The following is a 22,158-nucleotide window of genomic DNA, read 5'->3' on the forward strand; positions in this document are numbered from 1 at the left end:
TCTGTGCCTGCGCAATTGACGCGCGGCCTGACGCTGCTGCTGGCGGTCGCCTGCGGCCTTGCGGTGGCCACCGTGTACCTGTCCCAGCCATTGCTGGAGTCCATGGCCAGCAGCCTGGGTATCGCCCAGGCGCAGGTCGGCCTGGTGGTCGGCGCGACCCAGGCCGGGTACGCCGCGGGGTTGCTGCTGATCGTGCCGCTGGGCGACCTGTTCGCCCGCAAGCGCCTGATCCTCACTCAACTGGTGCTGGCGGCCGTTGCCCTGCTGGCGGTGGCGTCGAGCCTTGATTGGGCCATGCTGCTGGCGGCCATGGGCATGGTCGGGCTGATGGCGGTGGTGGTGCAGGTGATGGTGGCCCACGCCGCCACGCTGGCCACGCCCGCGCAGCAGGGGCAAGCGGTGGGCACGGTCACCAGCGGTGTGGTGCTGGGCATCCTGCTGGCACGGCTGGCCTCGGGGCTGGTGGCTGATCTGTCGGGCTGGCGTACCGTGTATTTCGTGGCTGCGGGCCTTGCCCTGCTGATGGCGCTGCTGCTCGGCTGGCGGTTGCCCGAGGCGCCACCGCGCGGTGCGCGACAGGGGTATCTGGCCCTGCTGGGTTCGGTGTTCGCGCTGTACCGCCACGACCGGCTGTTGCGTCAGCGGGGCGCCTTCGCCCTGCTGATCTTCGCCGCCTTCAGCGTGCTGTGGAGCGCCATGGTACTGCCCTTGAGTGCCGCGCCCCTGGCGCTGGACCATACCCAGGTCGGCCTGTTCGGCCTGGCGGGGGTAGCCGGTGCCCTGGCGGCCGCGCGGGCCGGGCGCCTGGCCGACCGTGGGCAAGGGCAGAAGACCACCGGCCTGGCGCTGGGGTTGCTGGTGTTGTCATGGTTGCCGATTGCCCTGCTCGAGCGCTCGTTGCTGGCGCTGCTACTGGGCGTGCTGCTGCTGGACTTCGCCGTGCAGGCGGTGCACGTGACCAACCAGAGCCTGCTGCTGGCCGGGCGTGGCGACATGGCCAGCCGCCTGATCGGCGCCTACATGTGTTGCTACTCGCTCGGCAGCGGGCTGGGTGCGGTGGCCGCGACCTGGGTCTACGGGCAATGGGGCTGGGGCGCGGTGTGCGGGCTGGGGGCCGGCATCAGTGGCCTGGCCCTGGGGTACTGGGTGCACCTGTGGCGGCTGGGCCATAACGCAAAAGCCCGCTCGGGCGAGCGGGCTTGTCGGGCAGTGCAGGGTCAGAACTTGTAGCCCAGGCCCACCATGTAGACCCATGGGTCGACGTCCACATCGACCTTGGTCTTGCCCACGCCCAGGGCGCTCGGGCCGTCGATGGTGGCCTTGGTGTCGATGTCGACGTACCAGACCGCGGCGTTGAACAGCAGGTTTTCGGTGAGCATGTAGTCCATGCCCAGCTGGCCGGCCAGACCGACCGAGTCCTTCAGCTTCATGTTGCTGAAGCCTTGCGCCTTGCGGTTGCTGCTCAGGTCTTCATCGAAGAACAGGGTGTAGTTCAGGCCCACGCCGGCGTAGGGCTGGAACTTGGAGCTGGCGTCCATCGGGTAGTACTGCAGCGACAGGGTCGGTGGCAGTTGCTTGATGTCGGCCAGCTTGCCGTCCAGGCCGGCACCCAGGCCCTTCACGCCGACGGTGTGCTTGAACGGGGTGGCGGCCAGCAGTTCCAGGCCGATGTGGTCGGTGAGCATGTAGGCGAAGGCCAGGCCCAGTTGGGTGTCGCTGTCCAGGGTTGCCTTGGTGCCCGAGACCTTGGCGCCATCGAGTTTGATGTCGCCGCTGTTCTCGTTCGGTGCGGTGGTGATGGCGCCGGAGCGGATGATGAAATCACCTGCCTGGTGGGCGTGGGCAACAGGGGCTGCGAGCGCCAACGCGACGAGCGAGGCACTGAGCAAGGACTTGTTCATGGAAGCTCCCAAAGGACGTGAGTAATCGAGTAGTCCAATGGTACGAAGCTGACTAAACAGAAAGTTTGACCCAGCTCAACGAAGCTGTGTCATGGGGCGGACGCCGTGCTCACTTCAGCTCATAGGCGTAGATTTTCTCTGCTTCCATCTGGTATCCGGCATCGGCCAGCTCGCTGCTGCTGGCCTTGACCTGCATCGTCCCCTCGATCCAGTACGGCTGGTAGAGGTCTTCGACGCGCACGCCCATCTCGCTGAAGATGTGCACGATCTGGTTGGACGGCGGTGGCGGCACGTGAATGCAGGCGCCGTAGTAGGGCACCAGCAGGAACTCGGTGGTGCGGCCTTCTTCGCTGACCTCCAGCGGCACGATGTAGCCGGGCAGTTTCACCTGCTGGCCATCGAGCGCCTTGACCACCGGCGCGTCGGGCGCCTGCTGGCGGGCGGCGGGGGCGGACTCGGCGAGCGCACTGCCGATCTGCGACAGGTCGTGCAGCGGCGCCAGTTGCGGCGGGATGACCGGTGCGCCTTCGGGGATCAGCGCGGGCCAGTCCAGTTCGCGGGGTTCGGCGGCCCAGGCCGCAGGCATGATCAACAGCAAGGCGGCCAGCACCGCAGCCACGCCTACAGGTTTGCACTGTGCAGATGGACCTTGTGCAGTCCTGCAGGAGTCGGTTTGTCGGCGAAGGCTGGCGAACATCAAACAACGCAACATGAACACCCTCAAAGATGAATCGACAAGCCATCGGCCAGCGACTGCCGATAGGCACGCCAGGCCGGCACGCTGCCCATCAGCAGCGCCGCACCGAGGATGATCCCCAGCAACGTCCACTCATGCGCACTGGGCCAATCCAACGGCAGGTACAGCCCGTAGTTGGCCTGCACGTAGCCCTGGGCCAGAGCGATCCCGGCATACAGCAACCCTAGCCCTGCGACGATCCCGGCCAGCGCCAGGGCCAGCGCCTCGAGCACCAGCAACCCGGCGATATGCCACGGCCGGGCCCCCACCGAGCGCAGGATGGCCATCTCCCGGCGGCGTTCGTTGAGGCTGGTGAGGATCGCCGTGAGCATGCCGATCAGCCCGGTCAGCACCACGAACAGCGACACCACGAACAGCGCCTGCTCGGCCGTGCCCATCAGGCTCCACAGCTCCTGCAGGGCGACGCCGGGCAGGATCGCCAGCAGCGGCTCGTTGCGGTACTCGTTGATCTCGCGCTGCAGGCTGAAGGTGGCGATCTTGTTGTTCAGCCCGAGCATGAAGGCGGTGATCGCCGCCGGTTGCAGGTCCATGCCGCGGGCCTGCTCGGCGCTGATGCGCCCGGCACCGCGTGCCGGCACGCCGTTGTGCCAGTCGATGTGGATCGCCTCCATGCCGGCCAGGCTGATGTGCAGGGTGCGGTCCACCGGGGTGCCGGTGCGCTTGAGCACGCCGACCACAGTGAATGGCTTGTCGTCGTGCTTGACCAGGCTGATGGCGGCTACGCCATGGGCCAGCACCAGTTTGTCGCCGAGCGTGTAGTGCAGCGCGTCGGCCACTTCGGCACCCAGCACCACTTCGAAGGGGTCGTCGGCGAAAGGCCGGCCCTGGTTGATCTCCAAGTGCTGGCGGCGGCCGTACTGGTAGTGGCTGAAGTAGTCGCCGGTGGTGCCCATCACCCGGTAGCCGCGGTGCGAGTCGCCCAGTGAAATCGGGATGGCCCACTTCACCCGTGGGTCCTTGGCGTACTGCTGGTAGCTGTCCCAACGGATGTTGTTGGTGGCGTTGCCGATGCGGAACACCGAATACAGCAGCAGGTTCACCGAACCCGAGCGGGCGCCGACGATCAGGTCGGTACCGCTGATGGTGCTGGCAAAGCTGGCGCGGGCTTCGGTGCGCACCCGTTCGACCGCCAGCAGCAGGCACACCGACAGGGCGATGGCGAAGGCGGTGAGCAGGGCGGTGAAACGGCGGTTGGCCAGGCTGGCCAGGGCAAGGCGGAGCAGGTACATCAGGCCTCCCGGGGCGTGGCGGCGCGGTTGAGTTCGGCCAGGGACAGGTGACGGTCGAACAGCGGCGCCAGGCTCTGGTCATGGCTGACGAACAGCAGGCTGGAGCCGGCCGCGCGGCATTCGTCGAACAGCAGGCGGATGAAAGCTTCGCGGGTGTCGGCATCGAGCGCCGAGGTGGGTTCGTCGGCGATTACCAGTTCAGGTTGGCCGATCAGTGCGCGGGCTGCGGCCACACGCTGCTGCTGGCCGATCGACAGGCTGCCGGCCCGGCGCGTCAGCAGTTCGGGAGCATCGAGGCCCAGGTGCGCCAGCAAGTGCGCGGCGGCCTGGTCGATGCTGCCATGGCGCTGGCTGGCGCGCTCGGCACGGGACTTCGAGAAGCGGCAGGGCAACTCGACGTTCTCGCGCACCGACAGAAACGGCAGCAGGTTGAACTGCTGGAAGATGTACCCGGTGTGATCGACCCGGAAGCGGTCGCGTGCGCCCTGGCTCAAGCTGGCCAAGTCCTGGCCGAGCAGCTGGATACGTCCCTGGCCCGGGCGGTTGACCCCGCCCAGCAGGCCGAGCAGGGTGGTCTTGCCGCTGCCACTGGGGCCCTTGAGGAACAGTGCCTCGCCGGCTTCCAGGCGGAACTCGGGGATATCCAGCAGCGGCCCCTGGCCGGGCCAGGCGAACACCAGGTCATGCAGCTCGATCAGCGCCTGGCTCATTCAGAACGCGACCACGGCCTTGGCCGCAGTGGCCTCGACACCTTTCTGACCGTTGGGGCCGATCAGTTGCACGTTGACCTTCTGGGTCTGCGGGAAGGTCTTGAACAGCGGGCCGAGGTCGAGCTGGGTAAGCTTGGCCGCAGTGGCGCAGGTGAACTGGTAGTGGGCGTTCACATCGGCGTGCTGGTGGCCGTGCTCATGTTCGTGGGCGTCGCCATCGTCATCGGCATGGGCGGCGTCGCCGAACAGCGGGCTTTCCAGCTCTTGCGCTTCATCCTTGCAGCCGGCGGCCTGGGCCAGGCCGAACAGCTTCAGCGGTTGCTCCAGTTGCTGGCGTGCGGCGGCGACCTTGGCCTTGTCGGCGTCGGTGCTGGCGGCGTGCTCGAAACCGACCAGGTTCATGGCCGGGCTGTCCAGTTCCAGCTCCAGGGTGTTGCCGTCGAGCACCACGTTGAGCTTGGCCACGCCATGTTCATGGGCGCCGAGGGTGCCATGATCGTGGTCATGATCATGCTCGTCGTGGGCATGGGCCACGGCCAGGGGCAGCAGGGCGAACGGCAGGGCGAGCAGCAAACGACGCATGGACAGCTCCAGAAGCGGCTTGGAAAGATTTGGTAATGTTATAACAATTTTTCTTTGGCCCGCCAGCCCGCCTGGCGCAGGTTTCATGTTGCTGTAGCATGCCTGCATTGACCTGGGCACAAGGAAAGCATCATGAGAATTCGTGGGCAGATTGGTGAATGGCCGGTGGACCTGACCATCGAGCTGGAACCGCAAGAATGGGCGCAGCTGGGGCGGCAGGTGGTACTGCCAGCGGCTGGCGAAGCCCCGCAGGCAGCGACTGCCAGCCCGCCGCCGCGCCAGGATGACGGGCAGTGGGCGGCAGCCTGTGAGCTGCTGCGCGAGGCCGGACAGATGAGTGGCCCCGAGTTGCTGGACCGGCTGGAGCTGCTGGCGGGCAGCACCGCGGCGGGCAAGCGGTTGCTGGTGCGCTTGCGCCATAGCCCACAAGTTAAGGTGCAAAGTGGGGTGGACGCGCCCGTCTATTGCTGGGTCGGGACGGCCTGACACGGCGAGACCTGACAGTTTTGCCAGTTGTCGGCTCAGGTGAGTGTGGCGAGCATTGCTTAACCCACTTGAATGAGATTCGGTGTCATGGCAAATCTTGAAGATGAAACCGACGCTGTTAGTGTCACCGCAAAGGTGCTGGCCGATTGGCCCTTCCTGATTGAATTCGATTGCGCAAAGTTAGACCAATTGTGGGCCCGGTATGGGCTCGCGCCCGGCGGTACGGGCTTTGCGAGCCCGCACCTGCAGTTCGAGGTTGCAACGTCTTCACGAAGTGCATTCTTTGCCAGTTGTACCTTGGGAACGCTGCATCTGCAGGCGGTCGCGAACCGTGCTGGCGGTCAGAGGTTGCGGATCAGGCGCCCGGTGCTCGATTGCGTGCAGGTGAGCTTGCTGCAGGGGCCTGGCCGGCCGATGCGCTCGATCGGCGAGGTGCGGCGCATTTTGCCGGCACAAGCGGTCGAGCTGTACCTGGACATCGACCTTGCCGCCAACTACGGGCTCTACGACAGCCAGGGCCGGGTTTCCCTGGGCTGGGGCAACTACCCCCAGTTCGGCCTGTCAGGGGAAGGCAATGGGCTGGATGTGGTGCCCTATCAGGTGTATTTCTCCGGCTTGCCAGCTGTGGACAAGTTCATCGACCTCGGTGACTTGCGTTCCGAAAGCGACGTGGTGCTCAAACCTATGGAGTTTGTGCTGCGTTATGTCGGTGAGCAGGCGCAGAGCCTCATGCTGCATCCGTTTATTCACGGGAAGAACGGCGGCGTATTCCCGCACAGCTATTCAAACTGGACGAGCCCGAATTCAGGCGTGGGCATGGCGCTGGACCCGATACATTATACCGACTTGATGATCCCTGACGTCGCCGCCAGCCCATCGTTGCTGTTCCCTCGGCAGATGGCCTACAACCCCAGGTTCAGGGATGTTATCGGGGAGATACAAGTAGAATTCGAGGAGCAGCAGAGCAGCTCACCAACACCCGTCGCTGCTGAGCCAGCGCTTTCGCTCGAGCCCATGGTAGCGGTGTCCAGCCCCGGGCAGGTGGTCGAATTCGAGCTGTTACCTGCGCAGACTGGCGATGAAACGCCTCATTGGATGGTGAGTGGCAACCGCAACTACGCCCCTGACGGCTGGCGCTGCAAAGTCATGCCCAGCGGCATGAGAGCGGCCTTGAGCCAGGCTGAGGGCAACGAGCAATTCAACATATATCGATTGATTGAGTTCGTCACAGTCACTGCCTCGGTCGGAGGTGCCTCATTCACGGCCTCGATGGTCGCGCTGGCCGCCGCACCTACCGGTTACCTGCGTGCCGACCTGTGGGACGGTGGACGGTGGGTGATCCGACTGTGCTACCTAGACAAGGAAGGAAATGAGGCCGTCATTTCCCTCGATGACATGGTTGCGGATGGGGTCAATTGCTACATCGGCCGCAATGGGCTTATCGAACCCATCGTTGGTGAGCTGTACTGCATCGTGCGAGCCTATGACTCCAGCGGTGATACGGGGGTCTGGGCGTTCATGGTGCTACCGGTGCCACTGCTTGACTCGCAAACGGTATTGGACCTCGACATTACCTGAGGCGATAGTTGTCCGCCGTGCTCAGAACATCGCAGCAGACAGCTTGCGCCGGTACAGGCTGACCAATGGATGTTCGCTGCCCAATAGCTCGAATACCTGCAGCAGCGCTTTCTGCGGCAGGCCGTTCTCGTACGCGCGATTGCGTTGGAACAGCTTCAGCAGCCCGTCCAGCGCCGCTTCGTACTGTTGGCGCGCCAGTTGCTGGATGCACAGCTGGTAGGCCGCTTCGTCATCTTGCGGGTTCTGCGCCAGGCGGCTCTTCAGCTCGGCGGCTTCCGGCAGGCTGGCAGCCTGGCGCAGGAAGGTCAGCTGGGCCTTGGCACCGGCCAATGCGGCCTTGTGTTCGTCGGTCTTGACTGCATCAAGCACCACTTGCGCTTCGCCCAGCTCACCGCGTTCGGCGAGGCAGCGGGCGTACAGGATCAGCGCCTCGGCATTGCTGTTGTCTTCACCCAGCAGCACCTGCAGCAGCGCTTCGGCCTCGCTGAAACGGCTCTCGGTGAACAGCGCCTTGGCCTGCTCCAGTGGCGCGGCGGTCGGCGGTGCGGGCATCTGCACATGGGGTTCGAGCATCGTGCGGATAGCCGACTCGGGCTGGGCGCCGGCAAAGCCGTCGACCGGCTGGCCATCCTTGAACAGCACCACGGTCGGCAGGCTGCGGATGCCGAACTGGGCCACCACCTGCTGCTCGACATCGCAGTTGATCTTGGCCAGCAGCAGCTCGCCCTGGTAGCCCTCGGTGATCTTCGCCAGCAGCGGCATCAGGGCCTTGCATGGCGCGCACCACTCGGCCCAGAAGTCGACCAGGACAGGTTTGTGGAAGGAGTTCTCGATGACCAGTTGCTGGAAGGTGGCATCGGTGGCGTCGAAGATAAACGGGGTTTCCTGACTCATTACGACTCTCGCAAAACCGTGAATGGCACCACTATAAAGGCTCGCGACTCGCGTGGTACAGGCTGACCCGGCGGAATTCGTGCGGCTCGGCCAGGTCGGGCAGGGTCAGGGCTTCGAGCACGCCCAGCGGGCGGTACTGCGGGTGGCTGAAGTCGCGCACGCGCGAATCGGCCACCAGCGCCTGGCGGCCACGGCTGAGGAATTCATCCAGCAGCGGCAGGTTGGCGCGGTCATACAGCACATCGGCGACCAGGATCAGGTCGAAGCGGTCGGCCTCGGCGAAGAAGTCGCTGCTGTAGTTTAGCGCCACGCCATTGAGCGCGGCATTGGCGCGGCAGGCGTCGAGGGCCAGCGGGTCGAGGTCGCAGGCCACCACTTCCAGCGCGCCCGCCCGGGCCGCAGCAATGCCGGCGATGCCGGAGCCGGCGCCGAAGTCCAGCACGCGCTTGCCGCGCACCCATTCCGGGCGCTCGGCCAGGTAGCGCGCCATGGCCAGGCCGCTGGCCCAGCAGAAGCTCCAGTAGGGCGGCTCTTCGAGGATGCGCCGGGTTTCCTCGCTGCTGAATTCGCGGTCCATGTTCTGGTCGTCGATCAGCCACAGCTTGAGTTCGCAGCCAGGCAGCTCGCTGACCACCAGGCGCGCTTCGCCGATCAGGCCGCTCAGGGCCTGTTGCAGGGCGTGTGGTGCCATTTACGGGGCCTTTTCGAAACGCAGCGGGCCGGTGGCCTGGGTTTCGGCCTGGGCAATACGCACCGGTGGCAGGTGCATGATCAACTGGCCGGACTGGCTGGCGCGGCCGCGCAGCTCTACCCGTGCGCCGGCGGGGAATGCCTCGGGGTTGAAGCGCAGCTGGTAGGGCAGGGCCTGGCCGGTGCCGGTCAGGGTGCTGCTGGCCAGCAGTTGTTGCGGGCGGCCACGGTCGTCGATGACCAGCAGCGCCAGTTCGACGTCGGCGCCGGCGGGGATCGCCATGAGCGTGCCGCTCAACTCGCGCTGGTAGGCCGGCAGCGGGCCGAGCGGCTGGGCTTTCTTCGCCACCTTGGCCGGTACGGGCGCCGGGGCCTGCTCAGGCTTTGGTCGGTCGCTGCCGCAAGCGGCGAGCAGGGCGGCGGCGCACAGCACGACGAGCGCTCGGTAGTGCATGGTGTAGTCCTTGGCGGGCAGATTTGCATGGATGGTAGCTTGTCTTGCCAGTGCAATGCGCTACCATGGCCCTCCCTTTTTTTGTTGCCTGCCACCATGCACTGTCCGTTTTGCGGTGCCAACGACACCAAGGTCATCGACTCGCGCCTGGTCGCCGAGGGCGAACAGGTCCGTCGCCGTCGCGAATGCGTCGCCTGCGGCGAGCGCTTCACTACCTTCGAAACCGCCGAGCTGGTCCTGCCACGGCTGATCAAGCAGGACGGCACGCGCCAGCCCTTCGACGAAGACAAGCTGCGGGCCGGCATGCAGCGTGCGCTGGAGAAACGCCCGGTGAGCGTCGAGCGCCTGGAAGCGGCGCTGGCGCACATCAAGAGCCGCCTGCGCGCCACGGGCGAGCGTGAAGTGAAGTCGCTGGTGGTCGGTGAGCTGGTGATGGCCGAGCTGCGTAAACTCGACGAAGTCGCCTACATCCGTTTTGCCTCGGTCTACCGGCGTTTCCAGGACCTCGACGAGTTCCGCGAAGAAATCGACCGCCTGGCCCGCGAGCCAGCCAAAGAGTAAGCATGACCAGCCAAGCCGCCATTCTCGACGCCCACTACATGGCCCGGGCCGTGGAACTGGCCCGCAAGGGCCTCTACACCACCCACCCCAACCCACGTGTAGGCTGCGTGATCGTGCGCGATGGCGAGGTGGTCGGCGAAGGCTGGCACGTGCGCGCCGGCGAGCCCCATGCCGAAGTGCACGCCCTGCGCCAGGCCGGCGAGCGCGCCCGTGGTGCCTGTGCCTACGTCACCCTCGAGCCGTGCAGCCATCATGGCCGTACCCCGCCCTGCGCCGAGGCGCTGGTCAAGGCCGGCGTGGCGCGGGTGGTGGCGGCGATGCAGGACCCCAACCCGCAAGTGGCCGGCAATGGCCTGCGCCTTTTGCAGGAAGCCGGGATCGAAGTGGCCAGTGGCGTGCTCGAAGCCGAAGCCCGCGCCCTCAACCCCGGTTTCCTCAAACGGATGGAGCACGGCCTGCCGTTCGTACGCGCCAAGCTGGCGATGAGCCTGGACGGCCGCACCGCCATGGCCAGCGGCGAAAGCCAGTGGATCACCGGCCCGGCCGCCCGCTCGGCGGTGCAGCGCCTGCGCGCGCGGTCCAGTGTGGTGCTGACCAGCGCCGCCAGCGTGCTGCAGGACAAGGCGCGGATGACCGTGCGCGCCGAACAGCTGGGCCTGGATACAGAACTCACGGCCCTGGCCCTGTCGCGCCCGCCGCTGCGGGTATTGATCGACGGCCGCCTGCGCCTGCCGCTGGACGCACCGTTCTTCCAGGCCGGCCCGGCGCTGGTGGTCACCGCCGCCGGCGAAGACCCGCGCTACGCCGCCGCTGGCCACGAATTGATCAACCTGCCCGGCGGCGACGGCCAGGTCGACCTGCCGGCGCTGCTGCGCACCCTGGCGGGGCGCGGGGTCAACGAAATCCTGCTGGAGGCCGGTGCCGGCCTGGTCGGTGCCTTCGCCCGCCAGGGCCTGGTCGACGAGTTCCAGCTGTTCGTCGCTGGCACCTTCCTCGGCTCCGCTGCCCGTCCGCTGCTGGACTGGCCGCTGGCGCAGATGAGCGAGGCGCCGCGGCTGAAGATCACCGAAATGCGCGCAGTCGGCGATGACTGGCGAGTCACTGCCATCCCCCTGCCGGCCCCCGGCGTATAATGCCGGGCTTGCCCCGCGCAGCCTGTCTTTGAGGAGAACAGCATGTTCACCGGCATCATCGAATCCATCGGCACCATCCGCAGCATGACCCCCAAGGGCGGTGACGTGCGTGTCTATGTAGAAACCGGCAAGCTCGACCTGGGCGACGTCAAGCTCGGCGACAGCATCGCCGTCAACGGCGTGTGCCTGACCGCCGTGGAACTGCCTGGCGACGGCTTCTGGGCCGACGTCAGCGTCGAAACCCTCAAGCGCACCGCCATGGTCGACTTGAAGGCCGGCAGCCGGGTCAACCTGGAAAAGGCCCTCACGCCCACCACCCGCCTGGGCGGCCACCTGGTCAGCGGCCACGTCGACGGCGTCGGCGAAATCGTCTCGCGCGCCGATAACGCCCGCGCCATCCAGTTCCGCGTGCGCGCACCCAAGGAGCTGGCCAAGTACATCGCCCACAAGGGCTCGATCACCGTCGACGGCACCAGCCTGACGGTCAACGAAGTCGATGGCGCCGAGTTCGAGCTGACCATCGTCCCGCACACCCTGTCCGAAACCATCATGGCCGACTACCGCGCAGGGCGTCGGGTGAACCTTGAGGTCGACCTGCTGGCCCGTTACCTGGAGCGTCTGCTGCTAGGCGACAAGGCCGCCGAGCCGAGCAAGGGCAGTGGCATTACCGAAAGCTTCCTGGCCGCCAACGGCTTCTTGAAATCCTGATTGAGAAGGGGGTGCCGCGTGGCGCTCAACAGCATCGAAGAACTGGTTGAAGACATCCGCCAGGGCAAAATGGTCATCCTCATGGATGACGAAGACCGCGAGAACGAAGGCGACATCATCATGGCAGCCGAATGCTGCCTGCCTGAGCACATCAACTTCATGGCCAAGCACGCCCGTGGCCTGATCTGCATGCCGATGACCCGCGAGCGCTGTGAAACCCTGAAGCTGCCGCTGATGGCGCCGCGCAACGGTTCCGGCTTTGGCACCAAGTTCACCGTGTCGATCGAGGCCGCCGAGGGTGTCACCACCGGCATCTCCGCCGCCGACCGCGCGCGCACCGTGCAGGCGGCCGCCGCCAAGGACGCCAAGGCCGAAGACATCGTCAGCCCTGGCCACATCTTCCCGTTGATGGCCCAGCCCGGCGGTACCCTGGCCCGCGCCGGCCACACCGAAGCCGCCTGCGACCTGGCGCGCATGGCCGGTTTCGAGCCGAGCGGGGTGATCTGCGAGGTGATGAACGACGACGGCACCATGTCGCGCCGCGCCGAGCTGGAGGTGTTCGCCGCCGAGCACAATCTCAAGATCGGCACCATCGCCGACCTGATCCACTACCGCATGATCCACGAGCGCACCGTGCAGCGCGTTTCCGAGCAGTCGATCGAGAGCGAGCTGGGTGAATTCAACCTGGTCACCTACCGCGACGCCGTGGAAGGCGATGTGCACATGGCCCTCACGCTCGGCAAGATCTGCGCCGAAGAGCCGACCCTGGTGCGGGTGCACAACATGGACCCGCTGCGCGACCTGCTGATGGTCAAGCAGCCGGGCCGCTGGAGCCTGCGCGCGGCCATGGCCGCCGTGGCCGAGGCCGGCAGTGGCGTGGTGCTGCTGCTGGGCCACCCGCTGGACGGCGACGTGCTGCTGGCGCACATCCGCGAAAGCGCGGGCGATGCGCAACCCAAGGCACCGACCACCTACAGCACGGTTGGCGCCGGCTCGCAGATCCTGCGCGACCTCGGTGTGCGCAAGATGCGCCTGATGAGTTCGCCAATGAAGTTCAATGCGATATCCGGATTCGATCTGGAAGTTGTAGAATACGTGCCCTCCGAGTGACTTGAGGCGGCTTGATCGCCTTCCAACTCGAGTCAAAACCCTCCCGAGGCCGCCACAGCGCGGCCTCGCTCTTGAAGATGAGAACTCAAGAATGACCCTGAAGACCATCGAAGGTACCTTCATCGCCCCCAAAGGTCGCTATGCTTTGGTGGTTGGCCGCTTCAACAGCTTCGTCGTCGAAAGCCTGGTAAGCGGTGCAGTCGATGCCCTGGTACGCCACGGCGTCAGCGAAAGCGACATCACCATCATCCGTGCCCCGGGCGCGTTTGAAATCCCGCTGGTGGCACAGAAAGTCGCCCAGCAAGGCAACTACGACGCGATCATCGCCCTGGGCGCCGTGATCCGTGGCGGTACCCCGCACTTCGAATACGTGGCGGGCGAGTGCACCAAGGGCCTGGCCCAGGTGTCCATGGAGTTCGGTGTTCCGGTGGCCTTCGGCGTGTTGACCGTCGACTCCATCGAACAGGCCATCGAGCGTTCCGGCACCAAGGCCGGCAACAAAGGTGCTGAAGCTGCCCTGTCCGCTCTGGAAATGGTCAGCCTGCTGGCGCAGTTGGAGGCCAAGTGATTAGCGACGAAAGCGATCGTTTCAACCCGCGCGATCCGAAACCTGCGGATGCCGGCAAGCCCTCGAAGAGCGCCAAGCGTCGCGAAGCCCGCAAGCTCGCCACCCAGGCCCTCTATCAGTGGCACATGGCCAAGCATTCGCTGAACGAGGTCGAAGCGCAGTTCCGGGTCGACAACGATTTCACCGACATCGACGGTGCCTACTTCCGCGAGATCCTGCATGGGGTCCCGGCGAAGAAGAGCGAAATCGACGAAGCACTCAAGCCTTGCCTGGATACCCCGCTCGAAGAGCTCGACCCGGTTGAACTGGCGGTCCTGCGCCTGTCCACCTGGGAGCTGATCATGCGTGCCGACGTACCGTACCGCGTAGTGATCAACGAAGGTGTGGAACTGGCGAAAGTGTTCGGCGCCACCGACGGCCACAAGTTCGTCAACGGCGTGCTGGACAAGCTGGCTCCGCGTCTGCGTGAGGCGGAAGTCAAGGCGAACAAGCGCTGAGTGCGCGCTTGCCAGCCATGGGTGAGTTCGAGCTGATCAGCCATTACTTCGCCGCCGCGCCCTGTGCACAGGGCGGCGAAGGCGTGGCCCTGGGCATCGGCGACGACTGCGCCCTGCTGGACATTCCCGCCGGCGAGCAGTTGGCGATCTCCACCGACACCCTCGTGGCCGGTGTGCATTTCCCCGCCGTCTGTGACCCCTTGCTGCTCGGCCAGCGCTCGCTGGCCGTGGCGGTCAGCGACCTGGCGGCCATGGGCGCCACGGCGATCGGCTTCACCCTTGCGCTGACCTTGCCCCAGGTCGGCCCCGACTGGCTCGAAGGCTTTGCCGACGGCCTCGGGCGTATGGCCCGGCGTTGCGGCATCAGCCTGATCGGCGGCGACACCACCCGTGGCCCGTTGAGCATCACCGTGACCGTGTTCGGCCGTGTGCCGGCGGGCCAGGCGCTGCGCCGCAGTGGCGCTCGCCCGGGCGACCTGCTGTGTGTCGGCGGTGATCTGGGCAATGCCGCCGGGGCGCTGCCGTTGGTACTGGGCGAGCGCGAGGCCGCCGACGAGGTAGCCGGGCCGTTGCTGGCGCACTACTGGTCGCCGCTGCCGCAACTGCAGCTGGGCGAACGCTTGCGAGGCCTGGCCACGTCGGCGCTGGATATCTCCGACGGCCTGCTGGCCGATTGCGGGCATATCGCCAAGGCCTCCGGCGTGGCGCTGCAGGTGAACCAGGCGCAGGTGCCCGTGTCTGCTGCATTGCAGGCCTTGCTCGGGCGCGAGGGTGCGCTGCAGGCGGCGCTCACCGGCGGCGACGACTACGTGCTGGCGTTCACCGTGCCCGAGGCGGCCCTGGCGGCCCTGGGCGCTGGCGTGCACGTGATCGGCCATGTGCTGGAAGGCCAGGGCGTGACCCTGCGCGACCCGCAGGGCCGGGACATCACCCCGCAACAACGGGGCTATCAACATTTCAGGGAGACACCGTGACCGACCACCCCAACCAGGTGCCTGCGGAGTTCGTTCCGCCTTCGGTCTGGCGCAACCCGTGGCACTTCATCGCCTTCGGCTTCGGCTCCGGCACCTTGCCCAAGGCCCCTGGGACCTGGGGCTCGCTGGTGGCGCTGCCGTTCATCCCGCTGTGGCAGATGTTGCCCGACTGGGGTTACTGGCTGCTGCTGGGCATCAGCATGCTGTTCGGTGTGTGGTTGTGCGGCAAAGTGGCCAATGACTTGCGCGTCCACGATCATGAAGGCATTGTCTGGGACGAGATCGTCGGCATGTGGATCACCCTGTGGCTGGTGCCGGAAGGCTGGCAGTGGCTGCTCGCAGGGTTCCTGATGTTCCGCTTCTTCGACATCCTCAAGCCATGGCCGATCCGCTGGGTCGACCGCCATGTGCATGGCGGCTTCGGGATCATGCTCGACGACATATTGGCGGGTGTGTTCGCCTGGCTGGGCATGCAGGTTCTGGTGTGGGCGGTGGCCTGAAACACAGGAGCGTTGTGATGGGCGTAAGGACAGTTGTACTGGCATTGATGCTGCTCGTCGCACCGGCCGCCATGGCCCGCGAGACGCCCACGCAGGTGCGCCTGGTCAGCGAGGAATGGCTCGACTACACCAATGCCGATGGCAGCGGGGTGGCCTGGGACGTGCTGCGCAAGGTGTTCGAGCCGGCCGGGGTCAAGGTCGTCACCCAGAGCGCGCCGTACAGCCGCGCGGTGGGCCTGGTCAAACGCGGCGAGGCCGATGCCTGGGTCGGGTCGTACAAGGATGAGAACGACGACAACCTCTACCCGCGCTGGCACTTCGACATGGACCACATCTATGCCCTGGGCCTGGCCGGCAAGCCCGTCCCCACCCCCGACAATGTCGGCCAGTATCGCCTGGCCTGGGTGCGTGGCTATGACTACGCCAGCTACCTGCCGAACGTGCACAACTTCCGTGAAGTCCAGCGCCGCGAGGGCATCCTGCCGATGCTCGAGCATGACCGGGTGGATTTCTACATCGATGCGCAGACCGAAGTCGACTACGTGCTTGGGCAGTCGCCCAATCCAGAGCGTTTTCGCAGCACCCACGTCGCCGAGCTGCCGCTGTACCTGGCCTTTACCCGTAGCGAGCAGGGCAAGGCCCTGAGTGCACTGTTCGACAAGCGCATGGCCGAACTGGTGCGCAGCGGCGAATTGAAGCCGATCTTCGAGCGTTGGAAGCAGCCGTATCCGTTCACTGCCGACAGCCAGCCGCATTGAGGTGAGTGTAGGAGCGGCCTTGTGCCGCGAAAGGGCTGTGTAGCAGCCACAGCGGATCCAGCCATTAGCACATAACCCTAGGGCCGCTTCGCGCCCCGTTCGCGGCACAAGGCCGCTCCTACAGGCTTGGTTCAGCACGATGCCAGCCCCATAAGCATCGAACTTTTCGATCTTAAGCGGCGATATTCAGCCTGCGCACCTGCGCCGGGCTGCTGATACAATCGGCCCAACTGAAAATTCCTACTTCCCAGGAGCACAACGTGCCCGTCGTCTTTGTTGCCGCTTGCAAACTCCCGACCCCCTACGCGATTTTCACCATGCATGGTTTCCTCGACGAAGCCACCGGCCGTGAGCATGTGGTGCTCAGCCTGGGTGACATCGCCGACGGCGAGCCGGTGTTGGGGCGGCTGCACTCCGAGTGCCTGACCGGCGATGCGCTGTTCAGCCAGCGTTGCGACTGCGGTTCACAGTTGGACGCCGCGCTGCAGGCCATCGCCCGTGAAGGCCGTGGCGTGCTGCTGTACCTGCGCCAGGAAGGCCGTGGCATCGGCCTGTTGAACAAGATTCGCGCCTACGAGCTGCAGGACGGCGGCGCCGACACCGTCGAGGCCAACGAGCGCCTGGGCTTCGCCGCCGACCAGCGCGACTACGCCATGTGCCTGCCGATGCTCGAACACCTGGGCGTCAGTGCGCTGCGCCTGATGACCAACAACCCGCGCAAGGTCAAAGCCCTGACCGACATGCACATCAAGGTTGCCGAGCGCGTGCCGCTGCACACTGGCCACAACCCGCACAACCGCCTGTACCTGGCCACCAAGGCCGACAAGCTGGGCCACATGATGGGCAACAAGCACCAGGGCGAGGTGCCGCAGGCGTGACCCGTGGCGAGGTGAAGCGGCGCCTGGCGCTGGCCTGGTGGCAGTACCTGGCGATCGGCCTGGTGCCGTTGCCGGTCATGGCCTGGGCCTTCGGTGGCGGCGAGCCGCTGATTCCGGTGCTGGCCATGCCGTTGTTCATCGCCGGCGCAGCAACCATGTTCCTCAGCCTGCCGCGTTTCAGCGCCTACAAGCGCACGCTGATCGCCACCGACAAAGCGCTTGGCGGTGCCGAAGAGCCGGCCGCCTGGATCGAGCTGGCGCGGGTGCGGCGTCTGGCCATGCTGTTTGCTTGCTTCCCGGCCTGGGTCGCCGCCTTGTCGGTGCTGGTCGGGCTGGAGGCGGTGCCGCAGATCCTCCTGGCGATTTCCACCGTGGTGCTGTTGTACCTCTACCGCATTCCGCGCCAGCTCGGCTGATGCGGGCACTGTTCGTTCTGGTTTGCCTGCTGAGCTTCGGCGCCCTGGCCGAGGCTGCGCCGCGTGTAGTCAGCCTGGCGCCTTCGATGACCGAGATCGTCGTCGAGTTGCAGGCACAGGACCTGCTGGTCGGCCTGCTCGATGGCGGTGAACGCCCGGCAACGCTGCAGGGCCTGCCCTCGGTGGGTCGCCATGGGCAACTGGACATGGAGCGGCTGCTCAGCCTCAAGCCTGACCTGCTGCTGCTGTGGCCCGGCAGCGTGGCGCCCGCGCAGCGCGACCAGCTGCGACGCCTGGGCATCGCCACCTTCAGTGCCGAGCCCGGCGACCTCGACCAGTTGATCGCGCAGATCGAAGCCATCGCCCAGCGCCTGGGGCGTGACGAGCAGGGGCGCGTGTATGCGGCCAGCCTGCGTGAACGGCTGCACGAACTGCGCGAGCGCTACCGGCGCGAGACGCCGTTGCGGGTGTTCTACCAGGTGTGGGACAAGCCCTTGTACACCTTGGGCGGGCGGCAGGTGGTCAGCGATGCGTTGCGGGTCTGCGGGGCGCGCAATGTGTTCGATGACCTGCCGCAGCCGGCGCCACAGGTCAGTGTGGAGTCGGTGCTGCTGCGCGATCCGCAGGTGATCCTCGCTGGCGACCAGGCACAATTGGCCAGTTGGCGTAGCTGGCCGAAGCTGAGCGCCGTGGCCGCTGGCCACCTGCTGGTGGTGCCGGACAAGGGCCTGGAGCGGCCCAGCGGGCAGATGGTCGAGGCCACGGCACGCCTGTGTGCCTTGCTGGACGCTACAGCGCCGGGGTCCAGGTGACGCTGAGCAGCCAGGTACGGCCTTCTTCGCGATAGCCGTACTGGCTGCCGTCGAAGCTGTAGAGGGCGCGGCTGTACTGCTTGTCCAACAGGTTGTCGAGCTTGAGCTCCAGCTTCACCTCATCTGTCGCCGACCAACCGCCACGCAGGCCGAGCAGGCCATAGCCACCCAGGCTATTGCGGTTGGCTTCGTCGTCGTAGCTGCTGCTGACCGCTTGCCAGCTGCCACCCAGGCTGAAACGCTCGAACTGCCGATCAAGGTCCAGGCTCAGCGTGCGTCGGGCGCGGCGGGCCAAGGTGTGGCCGCTGTCACGGTCGCGCGGGTCGATCAGTGCCAGGCCGAGCTGGCTGCGCCACTCGCCCCACTGCTGCGTCAGCCCCAGCTCGAAGCCATTGATGCGGGCCGAGGCCACGTTGCGCGGGATCGAGTCGGCGCCGAAGATGATCGCGTCGCGCAGGTCGGTGCGGTACAGGGAGGCTTCCAGGCGGCTGTCGGTGGTTAGTTGGCTGCGCCATTGCAGCTCGTAGCTCTTCGAGCGCTCGGGGTCGAGGTTCGGGTTGCTGTACAGCGGGTAGTACAGGTCGTTGAAGGTCGGCGCTCGGAACCCCTCGCTGTACGACAGCAGCAGGTCGTTGCTGGCATTGACCGGCAGGGTGAGACTGGCGCTCCAGGAGGTCTGGCCGCCGAACTGCTGGTTCTGGTCGCGGCGCAGCCCCAGTTCGGTGGAGAACCACTCACCGCTGAAGCGATGCTGGGCAAAGACTGCGCGGTTCCAGCGGCTGTCCTCGTCGAAATCGGTGCTGGCGTGCACCCGGTCCTGGTACCAGTCGCCGCCGATCAGCAGGTTGTTGCGCGCATCCAGGGTGAAATCGTTCTGCCAGGTGACCTGGTCGCGGTAAGTGTTGAACACCTGGCGCTCGTCGCTGAGCTTGTCGCGCTTGTCGTCACGGTTCTCGCTGTGGCCCAGCTCCAGGCGCGAATGCCAGGCGTCGCTGAGCTGGGCGTCCAGGTAAGTGCCGAGGCTGCTGACGGTGAAGTCGGTATAGGGCTTCTGGCCGAACAAGCCGAACGGGTTGTCGTACTCACTGCGCCCACGGCTGTCGAGCAGGTTCAGCCCGGCCTCGAAGCGTTCGTTGAACACATGGCTCAGGCTCAGGTTCAGCGAGCGGTTGCGGTAGGCATCATGGTCACCGTCGCTGGCGAATGACGGCCCGGTCGAATCGATCCCGGCGGTCTCGTCCAGGCTGGCGCCCAGGTTGAAACGGGTGTCGCCGTCGCCGCCGGACAGCCCCAGGCTGCGTTGCCAGGTCTGGTCGCTGCCGGCCGCCAGGCGCAGGCGGGGCTGCAGGCCCTGGCCGTCGCCACGGCGGGTGAAGATCTGGATCACCCCGCCGATGGCGTCGCTGCCGTACACCGCCGAGCGCGAGCCGCGCAGCACTTCCACCCGCTCGATCTGCTCGACATCGAGAAATTGCAGGCCGCTGTCGCCGGAGGTGGCGTTGGCGATGCGCACGCCATCGACCAGCACCAGCGTCTGCGCGGCCTTGGTACCACGGATGAAGATACCGGGCAGGCTGCCACGGCCACCGGTCGGCGCCACTTGTACCCCGGGCACGCGGGCGAGCAGGTTGGTGACGCTGGTGGGCTGCAGGCGGTCGATGTCGCTACGGGTGAATACCGTGTTGGCGGCACTGGTGGTGCTGCGCGATTCGACCTGGCGGCTGGCGCTGATCAGTACGTCGGGGAGCTTGAGGGCGTCGTCGCGGGAGGGTTCGGCGGCCAGCAATAAGGTGGGGGTGCACAGGAGTGCGGCACAGGCTGATTTATTCACGGGCAGTTCCAAAGCATTCGCGGGCAAGCCCGCTCCCACAGGTAATGCACAGTGCTCAAGAACTGTGGAGATCCTGTGGGAGCGGGCTTGCCCGCGAAAGGGCCTTACAGGCCGAGCTTGGCCATTCGGGCTTTGACGGCGGCTTCGATCCCGGCAGCATCCAGCCCGCACTCGGCAAGCATCTGCGCAGGCTTGGCGTGCTCGACATAGATGTCCGGCAGGCCCAGGTGCAGCAGTGGCTTGACCACCGCTTCGCGGGCGAGGAACTCACCCACGGCAGCGCCGGCACCGCCCATGATGGCGTTCTCTTCGATGGTCACCAGCAGCTCGTGGCCGGCGGCCATTTCCAGTACCAGGGCTTCGTCCAGCGGTTTGACGAAGCGCATGTCGACCACGGTGGCGTCGATCTGCTCGGCAATCTGCAGGGCTTCGGTCAGCTGCACGCCGAACACCAGCAGGGCGACCTTGCTGCCCTGGCGGCGGACCACACCTTTGCCGATCTCCAGTGGTTCGAGGTCGCCGCTGATCGGCGCGTTCGGGCCGGTGCCGCGCGGGTAGCGCACGGCCGCCGGGCCTTTGTAGTGGTGGCCGGTGCTGAGCATCTTGCGCAGCTCGTTCTCGTCGCTCGGGGTCATCACCAGCATGCCGGGGATGCAACGCAGGTACGACAGGTCGTAGGCCCCGGCGTGGGTCGGGCCGTCTTCGCCGACCAGGCCGGCGCGGTCGATGGCGAACAGCACGTCGAGGTCCTGCACCGCCACGTCGTGGATCAGCTGGTCATAGCCGCGCTGCAGGAAGGTGGAGTAGATCGCCACCACCGGCTTAGCGCCTTCGCAGGCCATGCCGGCGGCCAGGGTGACCGCGTGCTGCTCGGCAATCGCCACGTCGAAGTAGCGCTCGGGGTAGCGTTCGCTGAAGTCGACCAGGTCCGAGCCTTCCTTCATCGCCGGGGTGATGCCCACCAGGCGGTTGTCGGCGGCGGCCATGTCGCACAGCCACTGGCCGAACACCGCGGAGTACTTCGGCCCGCTCGGTTTTTTCGGCGCGACCGGCTTGTTGGCCGGCTCCAGCTTGGTGATGGCGTGGTAGCCGATCGGGTCGACCTCGGCCGGGGCGAAGCCCTTGCCCTTCTTGGTCACCACGTGCAGGAACTGCGGGCCCTTGAGGTCACGCATGTTGCGCAGGGTGGCGATCATGGTCGGCAGGTCGTGGCCGTCGATCGGGCCGATGTAGTTCCAGCCCAGCTCTTCGAACAGGGTGCCGGGCACCAGCATGCCCTTGGCGTATTCCTCGGTGCGGCGGGCGATTTCCCAGGCACCGGGCAGGCGCGACAGCACTTTCTTGCTGCCTTCGCGCATGCTGGCGTAGGTGCGGCTGGAGAGGATCTTGGCCAGGTAGTTGGACAGCCCGCCGACATTGCGCGAGATCGACATGTCGTTGTCATTGAGAATGACCAGCATGTCGGCATTCACTTCCTGCGCGTGGTTCAGCGCTTCGAAGGCCATGCCGGCGGTCAGCGCGCCGTCGCCGATCACCGCGATGGATTTGCGCGGATCGTTCTGCAGACGGGCGGCAATGGCCATGCCCAGCGCGGCGCTGATCGAGGTGCTGGAGTGACCGACGCCAAAGGTGTCGTACTCGCTCTCGCTGCGGCGCGGGAAGGCGGCGATGCCGTCCTTCTGGCGCAGCGACAACATGCGGTTGCGCCGGCCGGTGAGGATCTTGTGCGGGTAGGCCTGGTGACCGACGTCCCACACCAGCCGGTCATCCGGGGTGTCGAAGACGTAGTGCAGGGCGATGGTCAGCTCGATGACGCCCAGGCCGGCACCGAAATGCCCGCCGGTCTGCCCCACGGTATAGAGCAGCTCCTGGCGCAGCTCGTCGGCCAAGGGCTCGAGGTCGGCTTCGGCCAGGCGGCGCAGGCCGGCAGGCGTGTCGGCGCGGTCGAGCAACGGCGTGACCGGGCGTTCGCGGGGGATCTCTTGAAACGTCGTGGGCATCAGGCGAGTCGTTATAGGTTTGAAGACGCGGCAGTTTACCCCATTGTAGGAAAAGCTGCCCATTCAAGCGGGGGCCTACGCCCACTGTGGGAGCGGGTTTACCCGCGAATGCGATGTTGCATCAACCGCCG

General features: G+C 66.2%; 25 protein-coding genes. 15 read left to right on the forward strand and 10 right to left on the reverse strand.

The window, feature by feature from the left end:
• The first annotated feature begins 3 nt into the window (after positions 1-3).
• Positions 4-1,230, forward strand: a complete 1,227-nt coding sequence (locus L6D77_RS13320) for an MFS transporter (protein ID WP_232882735.1) — start codon at positions 4-6, stop codon at positions 1,228-1,230.
• Here the strand turns inward: L6D77_RS13320 and L6D77_RS13325 are convergent.
• The 5 genes from L6D77_RS13325 to L6D77_RS13345 form a co-directional block, all read right to left on the reverse strand.
• Positions 1,218-1,901, reverse strand: a complete 684-nt coding sequence (locus L6D77_RS13325) for an OmpW/AlkL family protein (protein ID WP_125462425.1) — start codon at positions 1,899-1,901, stop codon at positions 1,218-1,220. The genes L6D77_RS13320 and L6D77_RS13325 overlap by 13 nt on opposite strands.
• Positions 1,902-2,010: 109 nt before the next feature.
• Complete coding sequence (locus tag L6D77_RS13330) at positions 2,011-2,487, reverse strand: DUF3299 domain-containing protein (protein ID WP_269807448.1); 477 nt, start codon at positions 2,485-2,487, stop codon at positions 2,011-2,013.
• 134 nt (positions 2,488-2,621) lie between these two features.
• Positions 2,622-3,887, reverse strand: coding sequence for an ABC transporter permease (locus L6D77_RS13335; protein ID WP_232882642.1), 1,266 nt, complete (start codon positions 3,885-3,887; stop codon positions 2,622-2,624).
• A complete protein-coding gene (locus tag L6D77_RS13340; RefSeq protein WP_232882643.1) occupies positions 3,887-4,597 on the reverse strand; it encodes an ABC transporter ATP-binding protein in 711 nt (236 codons plus the stop codon). The genes L6D77_RS13335 and L6D77_RS13340 overlap by 1 nt, the downstream gene beginning before the upstream one ends.
• The gene (locus tag L6D77_RS13345; protein WP_232882644.1) at positions 4,598-5,179 is read right to left on the reverse strand and encodes a DUF2796 domain-containing protein; all 582 of its coding nucleotides are present in this window, start codon (positions 5,177-5,179) and stop codon (positions 4,598-4,600) included.
• A gap of 132 nt (positions 5,180-5,311) precedes the next feature.
• On the opposite strand from L6D77_RS13345, the gene L6D77_RS13350 reads away from it, so the two are divergent.
• A complete protein-coding gene (locus L6D77_RS13350; protein ID WP_232882645.1) occupies positions 5,312-5,665 on the forward strand; it encodes a hypothetical protein in 354 nt (117 codons plus the stop codon).
• An 87-nt stretch (positions 5,666-5,752) separates the two neighbouring features.
• Positions 5,753-7,243 (forward strand): hypothetical protein, encoded by a 1,491-nt coding sequence (locus L6D77_RS13355; protein ID WP_232882646.1) that lies wholly within the window; start codon positions 5,753-5,755, stop codon positions 7,241-7,243.
• Positions 7,244-7,264: 21 nt separating this feature from the next.
• Here the strand turns inward: L6D77_RS13355 and trxA are convergent, their stop codons facing one another.
• Genes trxA through L6D77_RS13370 form a run of 3 tightly spaced genes read right to left on the reverse strand, consistent with a single transcriptional unit; the run spans position 7,265 to position 9,281 of the window.
• Positions 7,265-8,137, reverse strand: coding sequence for a thioredoxin (trxA, locus tag L6D77_RS13360; RefSeq protein WP_232882647.1), 873 nt, complete (start codon positions 8,135-8,137; stop codon positions 7,265-7,267).
• 31 nt (positions 8,138-8,168) lie between these two features.
• Positions 8,169-8,828, reverse strand: a complete 660-nt coding sequence (locus tag L6D77_RS13365; protein WP_232882648.1) for a class I SAM-dependent methyltransferase — start codon at positions 8,826-8,828, stop codon at positions 8,169-8,171.
• A complete protein-coding gene (locus tag L6D77_RS13370) occupies positions 8,829-9,281 on the reverse strand; it encodes a YbaY family lipoprotein (RefSeq protein WP_232882649.1) in 453 nt (150 codons plus the stop codon).
• A 96-nt stretch (positions 9,282-9,377) separates the two neighbouring features.
• On the opposite strand from L6D77_RS13370, the gene nrdR reads away from it, so the two are divergent.
• From nrdR to L6D77_RS13430, 12 genes are all read left to right on the forward strand, one after another.
• The gene (nrdR, locus tag L6D77_RS13375) at positions 9,378-9,842 is read left to right on the forward strand and encodes a transcriptional regulator NrdR (protein ID WP_016393425.1); all 465 of its coding nucleotides are present in this window, start codon (positions 9,378-9,380) and stop codon (positions 9,840-9,842) included.
• Between the two features lie 2 nt (positions 9,843-9,844).
• Positions 9,845-10,975 carry a bifunctional diaminohydroxyphosphoribosylaminopyrimidine deaminase/5-amino-6-(5-phosphoribosylamino)uracil reductase RibD gene (gene ribD / locus L6D77_RS13380; RefSeq protein WP_232882650.1) on the forward strand — a complete coding sequence of 377 codons (1,131 nt, stop codon included), beginning with the start codon at positions 9,845-9,847 and terminating at the stop codon, positions 10,973-10,975.
• A 42-nt stretch (positions 10,976-11,017) separates the two neighbouring features.
• On the forward strand, positions 11,018-11,683 hold the full coding sequence (locus L6D77_RS13385; protein WP_232882651.1) for a riboflavin synthase: 666 nt from the start codon (positions 11,018-11,020) through the stop codon (positions 11,681-11,683).
• 18 nt (positions 11,684-11,701) lie between these two features.
• Positions 11,702-12,793: a bifunctional 3,4-dihydroxy-2-butanone-4-phosphate synthase/GTP cyclohydrolase II gene (gene ribBA, locus L6D77_RS13390; RefSeq protein ID WP_232882652.1), complete on the forward strand. Its 1,092-nt coding sequence runs from the start codon at positions 11,702-11,704 to the stop codon at positions 12,791-12,793.
• 91 nt (positions 12,794-12,884) lie between these two features.
• Positions 12,885-13,361: a 6,7-dimethyl-8-ribityllumazine synthase gene (gene ribH, locus L6D77_RS13395; RefSeq protein ID WP_110993352.1), complete on the forward strand. Its 477-nt coding sequence runs from the start codon at positions 12,885-12,887 to the stop codon at positions 13,359-13,361.
• Positions 13,358-13,858: a transcription antitermination factor NusB gene (gene nusB, locus L6D77_RS13400; RefSeq protein WP_110993353.1), complete on the forward strand. Its 501-nt coding sequence runs from the start codon at positions 13,358-13,360 to the stop codon at positions 13,856-13,858. The genes ribH and nusB overlap by 4 nt, the downstream gene beginning before the upstream one ends.
• 17 nt (positions 13,859-13,875) lie before the next feature.
• Entirely contained in the window at positions 13,876-14,832 is a 957-nt protein-coding gene (gene thiL, locus L6D77_RS13405) for a thiamine-phosphate kinase (RefSeq protein WP_232882736.1), read from the forward strand.
• Positions 14,829-15,332 carry a phosphatidylglycerophosphatase A family protein gene (locus tag L6D77_RS13410; RefSeq protein ID WP_023632630.1) on the forward strand — a complete coding sequence of 168 codons (504 nt, stop codon included), beginning with the start codon at positions 14,829-14,831 and terminating at the stop codon, positions 15,330-15,332. Before thiL ends, L6D77_RS13410 begins: the two co-directional genes overlap by 4 nt.
• Before the next feature lie 17 nt (positions 15,333-15,349).
• Positions 15,350-16,090: a substrate-binding periplasmic protein gene (locus L6D77_RS13415; RefSeq protein WP_232882653.1), complete on the forward strand. Its 741-nt coding sequence runs from the start codon at positions 15,350-15,352 to the stop codon at positions 16,088-16,090.
• A gap of 260 nt (positions 16,091-16,350) precedes the next feature.
• Positions 16,351-16,968, forward strand: a complete 618-nt coding sequence (ribA, locus tag L6D77_RS13420) for a GTP cyclohydrolase II (RefSeq protein WP_125462436.1) — start codon at positions 16,351-16,353, stop codon at positions 16,966-16,968.
• Positions 16,965-17,384, forward strand: a complete 420-nt coding sequence (locus L6D77_RS13425) for an MFS transporter (RefSeq protein WP_232882654.1) — start codon at positions 16,965-16,967, stop codon at positions 17,382-17,384. Before ribA ends, L6D77_RS13425 begins: the two co-directional genes overlap by 4 nt.
• Positions 17,384-18,196 (forward strand): cobalamin-binding protein, encoded by an 813-nt coding sequence (locus L6D77_RS13430; protein WP_232882655.1) that lies wholly within the window; start codon positions 17,384-17,386, stop codon positions 18,194-18,196. The genes L6D77_RS13425 and L6D77_RS13430 overlap by 1 nt, the downstream gene beginning before the upstream one ends.
• Here the strand turns inward: L6D77_RS13430 and L6D77_RS13435 are convergent.
• Together L6D77_RS13435 and dxs are read right to left on the reverse strand one after the other, a co-directional pair.
• Positions 18,174-20,027 carry a TonB-dependent receptor domain-containing protein gene (locus L6D77_RS13435; protein WP_232882656.1) on the reverse strand — a complete coding sequence of 618 codons (1,854 nt, stop codon included), beginning with the start codon at positions 20,025-20,027 and terminating at the stop codon, positions 18,174-18,176. The two genes, L6D77_RS13430 and L6D77_RS13435, sit on opposite strands and share 23 nt — an antisense overlap.
• 104 nt (positions 20,028-20,131) lie before the next feature.
• Positions 20,132-22,027 carry a 1-deoxy-D-xylulose-5-phosphate synthase gene (gene dxs, locus L6D77_RS13440; protein WP_232882657.1) on the reverse strand — a complete coding sequence of 632 codons (1,896 nt, stop codon included), beginning with the start codon at positions 22,025-22,027 and terminating at the stop codon, positions 20,132-20,134.
• Positions 22,028-22,158: the final 131 nt, after the last annotated feature.

This window comes from Pseudomonas parasichuanensis, from assembly GCF_021601385.1.
In the GTDB taxonomy this organism is placed as follows: domain Bacteria; phylum Pseudomonadota; class Gammaproteobacteria; order Pseudomonadales; family Pseudomonadaceae; genus Aquipseudomonas; species Aquipseudomonas parasichuanensis.

Bases quoted from the DNA above. Each gene is read 5' to 3' on its own strand.
- L6D77_RS13325 (WP_125462425.1), bottom strand. From the start codon at position 1,901: ATGAACAAGTCCTTGCTCAGTGCCTCGCTCGTCGCGTTGGCGCTCGCA.
- L6D77_RS13330 (WP_269807448.1), bottom strand. From the start codon at position 2,487: ATGCCTGCGGCCTGGGCCGCCGAACCCCGCGAACTGGACTGGCCCGCG.
- L6D77_RS13335 (WP_232882642.1), bottom strand. From the start codon at position 3,887: ATGTACCTGCTCCGCCTTGCCCTGGCCAGCCTGGCCAACCGCCGTTTC.
- L6D77_RS13340 (WP_232882643.1), bottom strand. From the start codon at position 4,597: ATGAGCCAGGCGCTGATCGAGCTGCATGACCTGGTGTTCGCCTGGCCC.
- L6D77_RS13345 (WP_232882644.1), bottom strand. From the start codon at position 5,179: ATGCGTCGTTTGCTGCTCGCCCTGCCGTTCGCCCTGCTGCCCCTGGCC.
- L6D77_RS13350 (WP_232882645.1), top strand. From the start codon at position 5,312: ATGAGAATTCGTGGGCAGATTGGTGAATGGCCGGTGGACCTGACCATC.
- L6D77_RS13355 (WP_232882646.1), top strand. From the start codon at position 5,753: ATGGCAAATCTTGAAGATGAAACCGACGCTGTTAGTGTCACCGCAAAG.
- trxA (WP_232882647.1), bottom strand. From the start codon at position 8,137: ATGAGTCAGGAAACCCCGTTTATCTTCGACGCCACCGATGCCACCTTC.
- L6D77_RS13365 (WP_232882648.1), bottom strand. From the start codon at position 8,828: ATGGCACCACACGCCCTGCAACAGGCCCTGAGCGGCCTGATCGGCGAA.
- L6D77_RS13370 (WP_232882649.1), bottom strand. From the start codon at position 9,281: ATGCACTACCGAGCGCTCGTCGTGCTGTGCGCCGCCGCCCTGCTCGCC.
- nrdR (WP_016393425.1), top strand. From the start codon at position 9,378: ATGCACTGTCCGTTTTGCGGTGCCAACGACACCAAGGTCATCGACTCG.
- ribD (WP_232882650.1), top strand. From the start codon at position 9,845: ATGACCAGCCAAGCCGCCATTCTCGACGCCCACTACATGGCCCGGGCC.
- L6D77_RS13385 (WP_232882651.1), top strand. From the start codon at position 11,018: ATGTTCACCGGCATCATCGAATCCATCGGCACCATCCGCAGCATGACC.
- ribH (WP_110993352.1), top strand. From the start codon at position 12,885: ATGACCCTGAAGACCATCGAAGGTACCTTCATCGCCCCCAAAGGTCGC.
- thiL (WP_232882736.1), top strand. From the start codon at position 13,876: ATGGGTGAGTTCGAGCTGATCAGCCATTACTTCGCCGCCGCGCCCTGT.
- L6D77_RS13415 (WP_232882653.1), top strand. From the start codon at position 15,350: ATGGGCGTAAGGACAGTTGTACTGGCATTGATGCTGCTCGTCGCACCG.
- L6D77_RS13430 (WP_232882655.1), top strand. From the start codon at position 17,384: ATGCGGGCACTGTTCGTTCTGGTTTGCCTGCTGAGCTTCGGCGCCCTG.
- dxs (WP_232882657.1), bottom strand. From the start codon at position 22,027: ATGCCCACGACGTTTCAAGAGATCCCCCGCGAACGCCCGGTCACGCCG.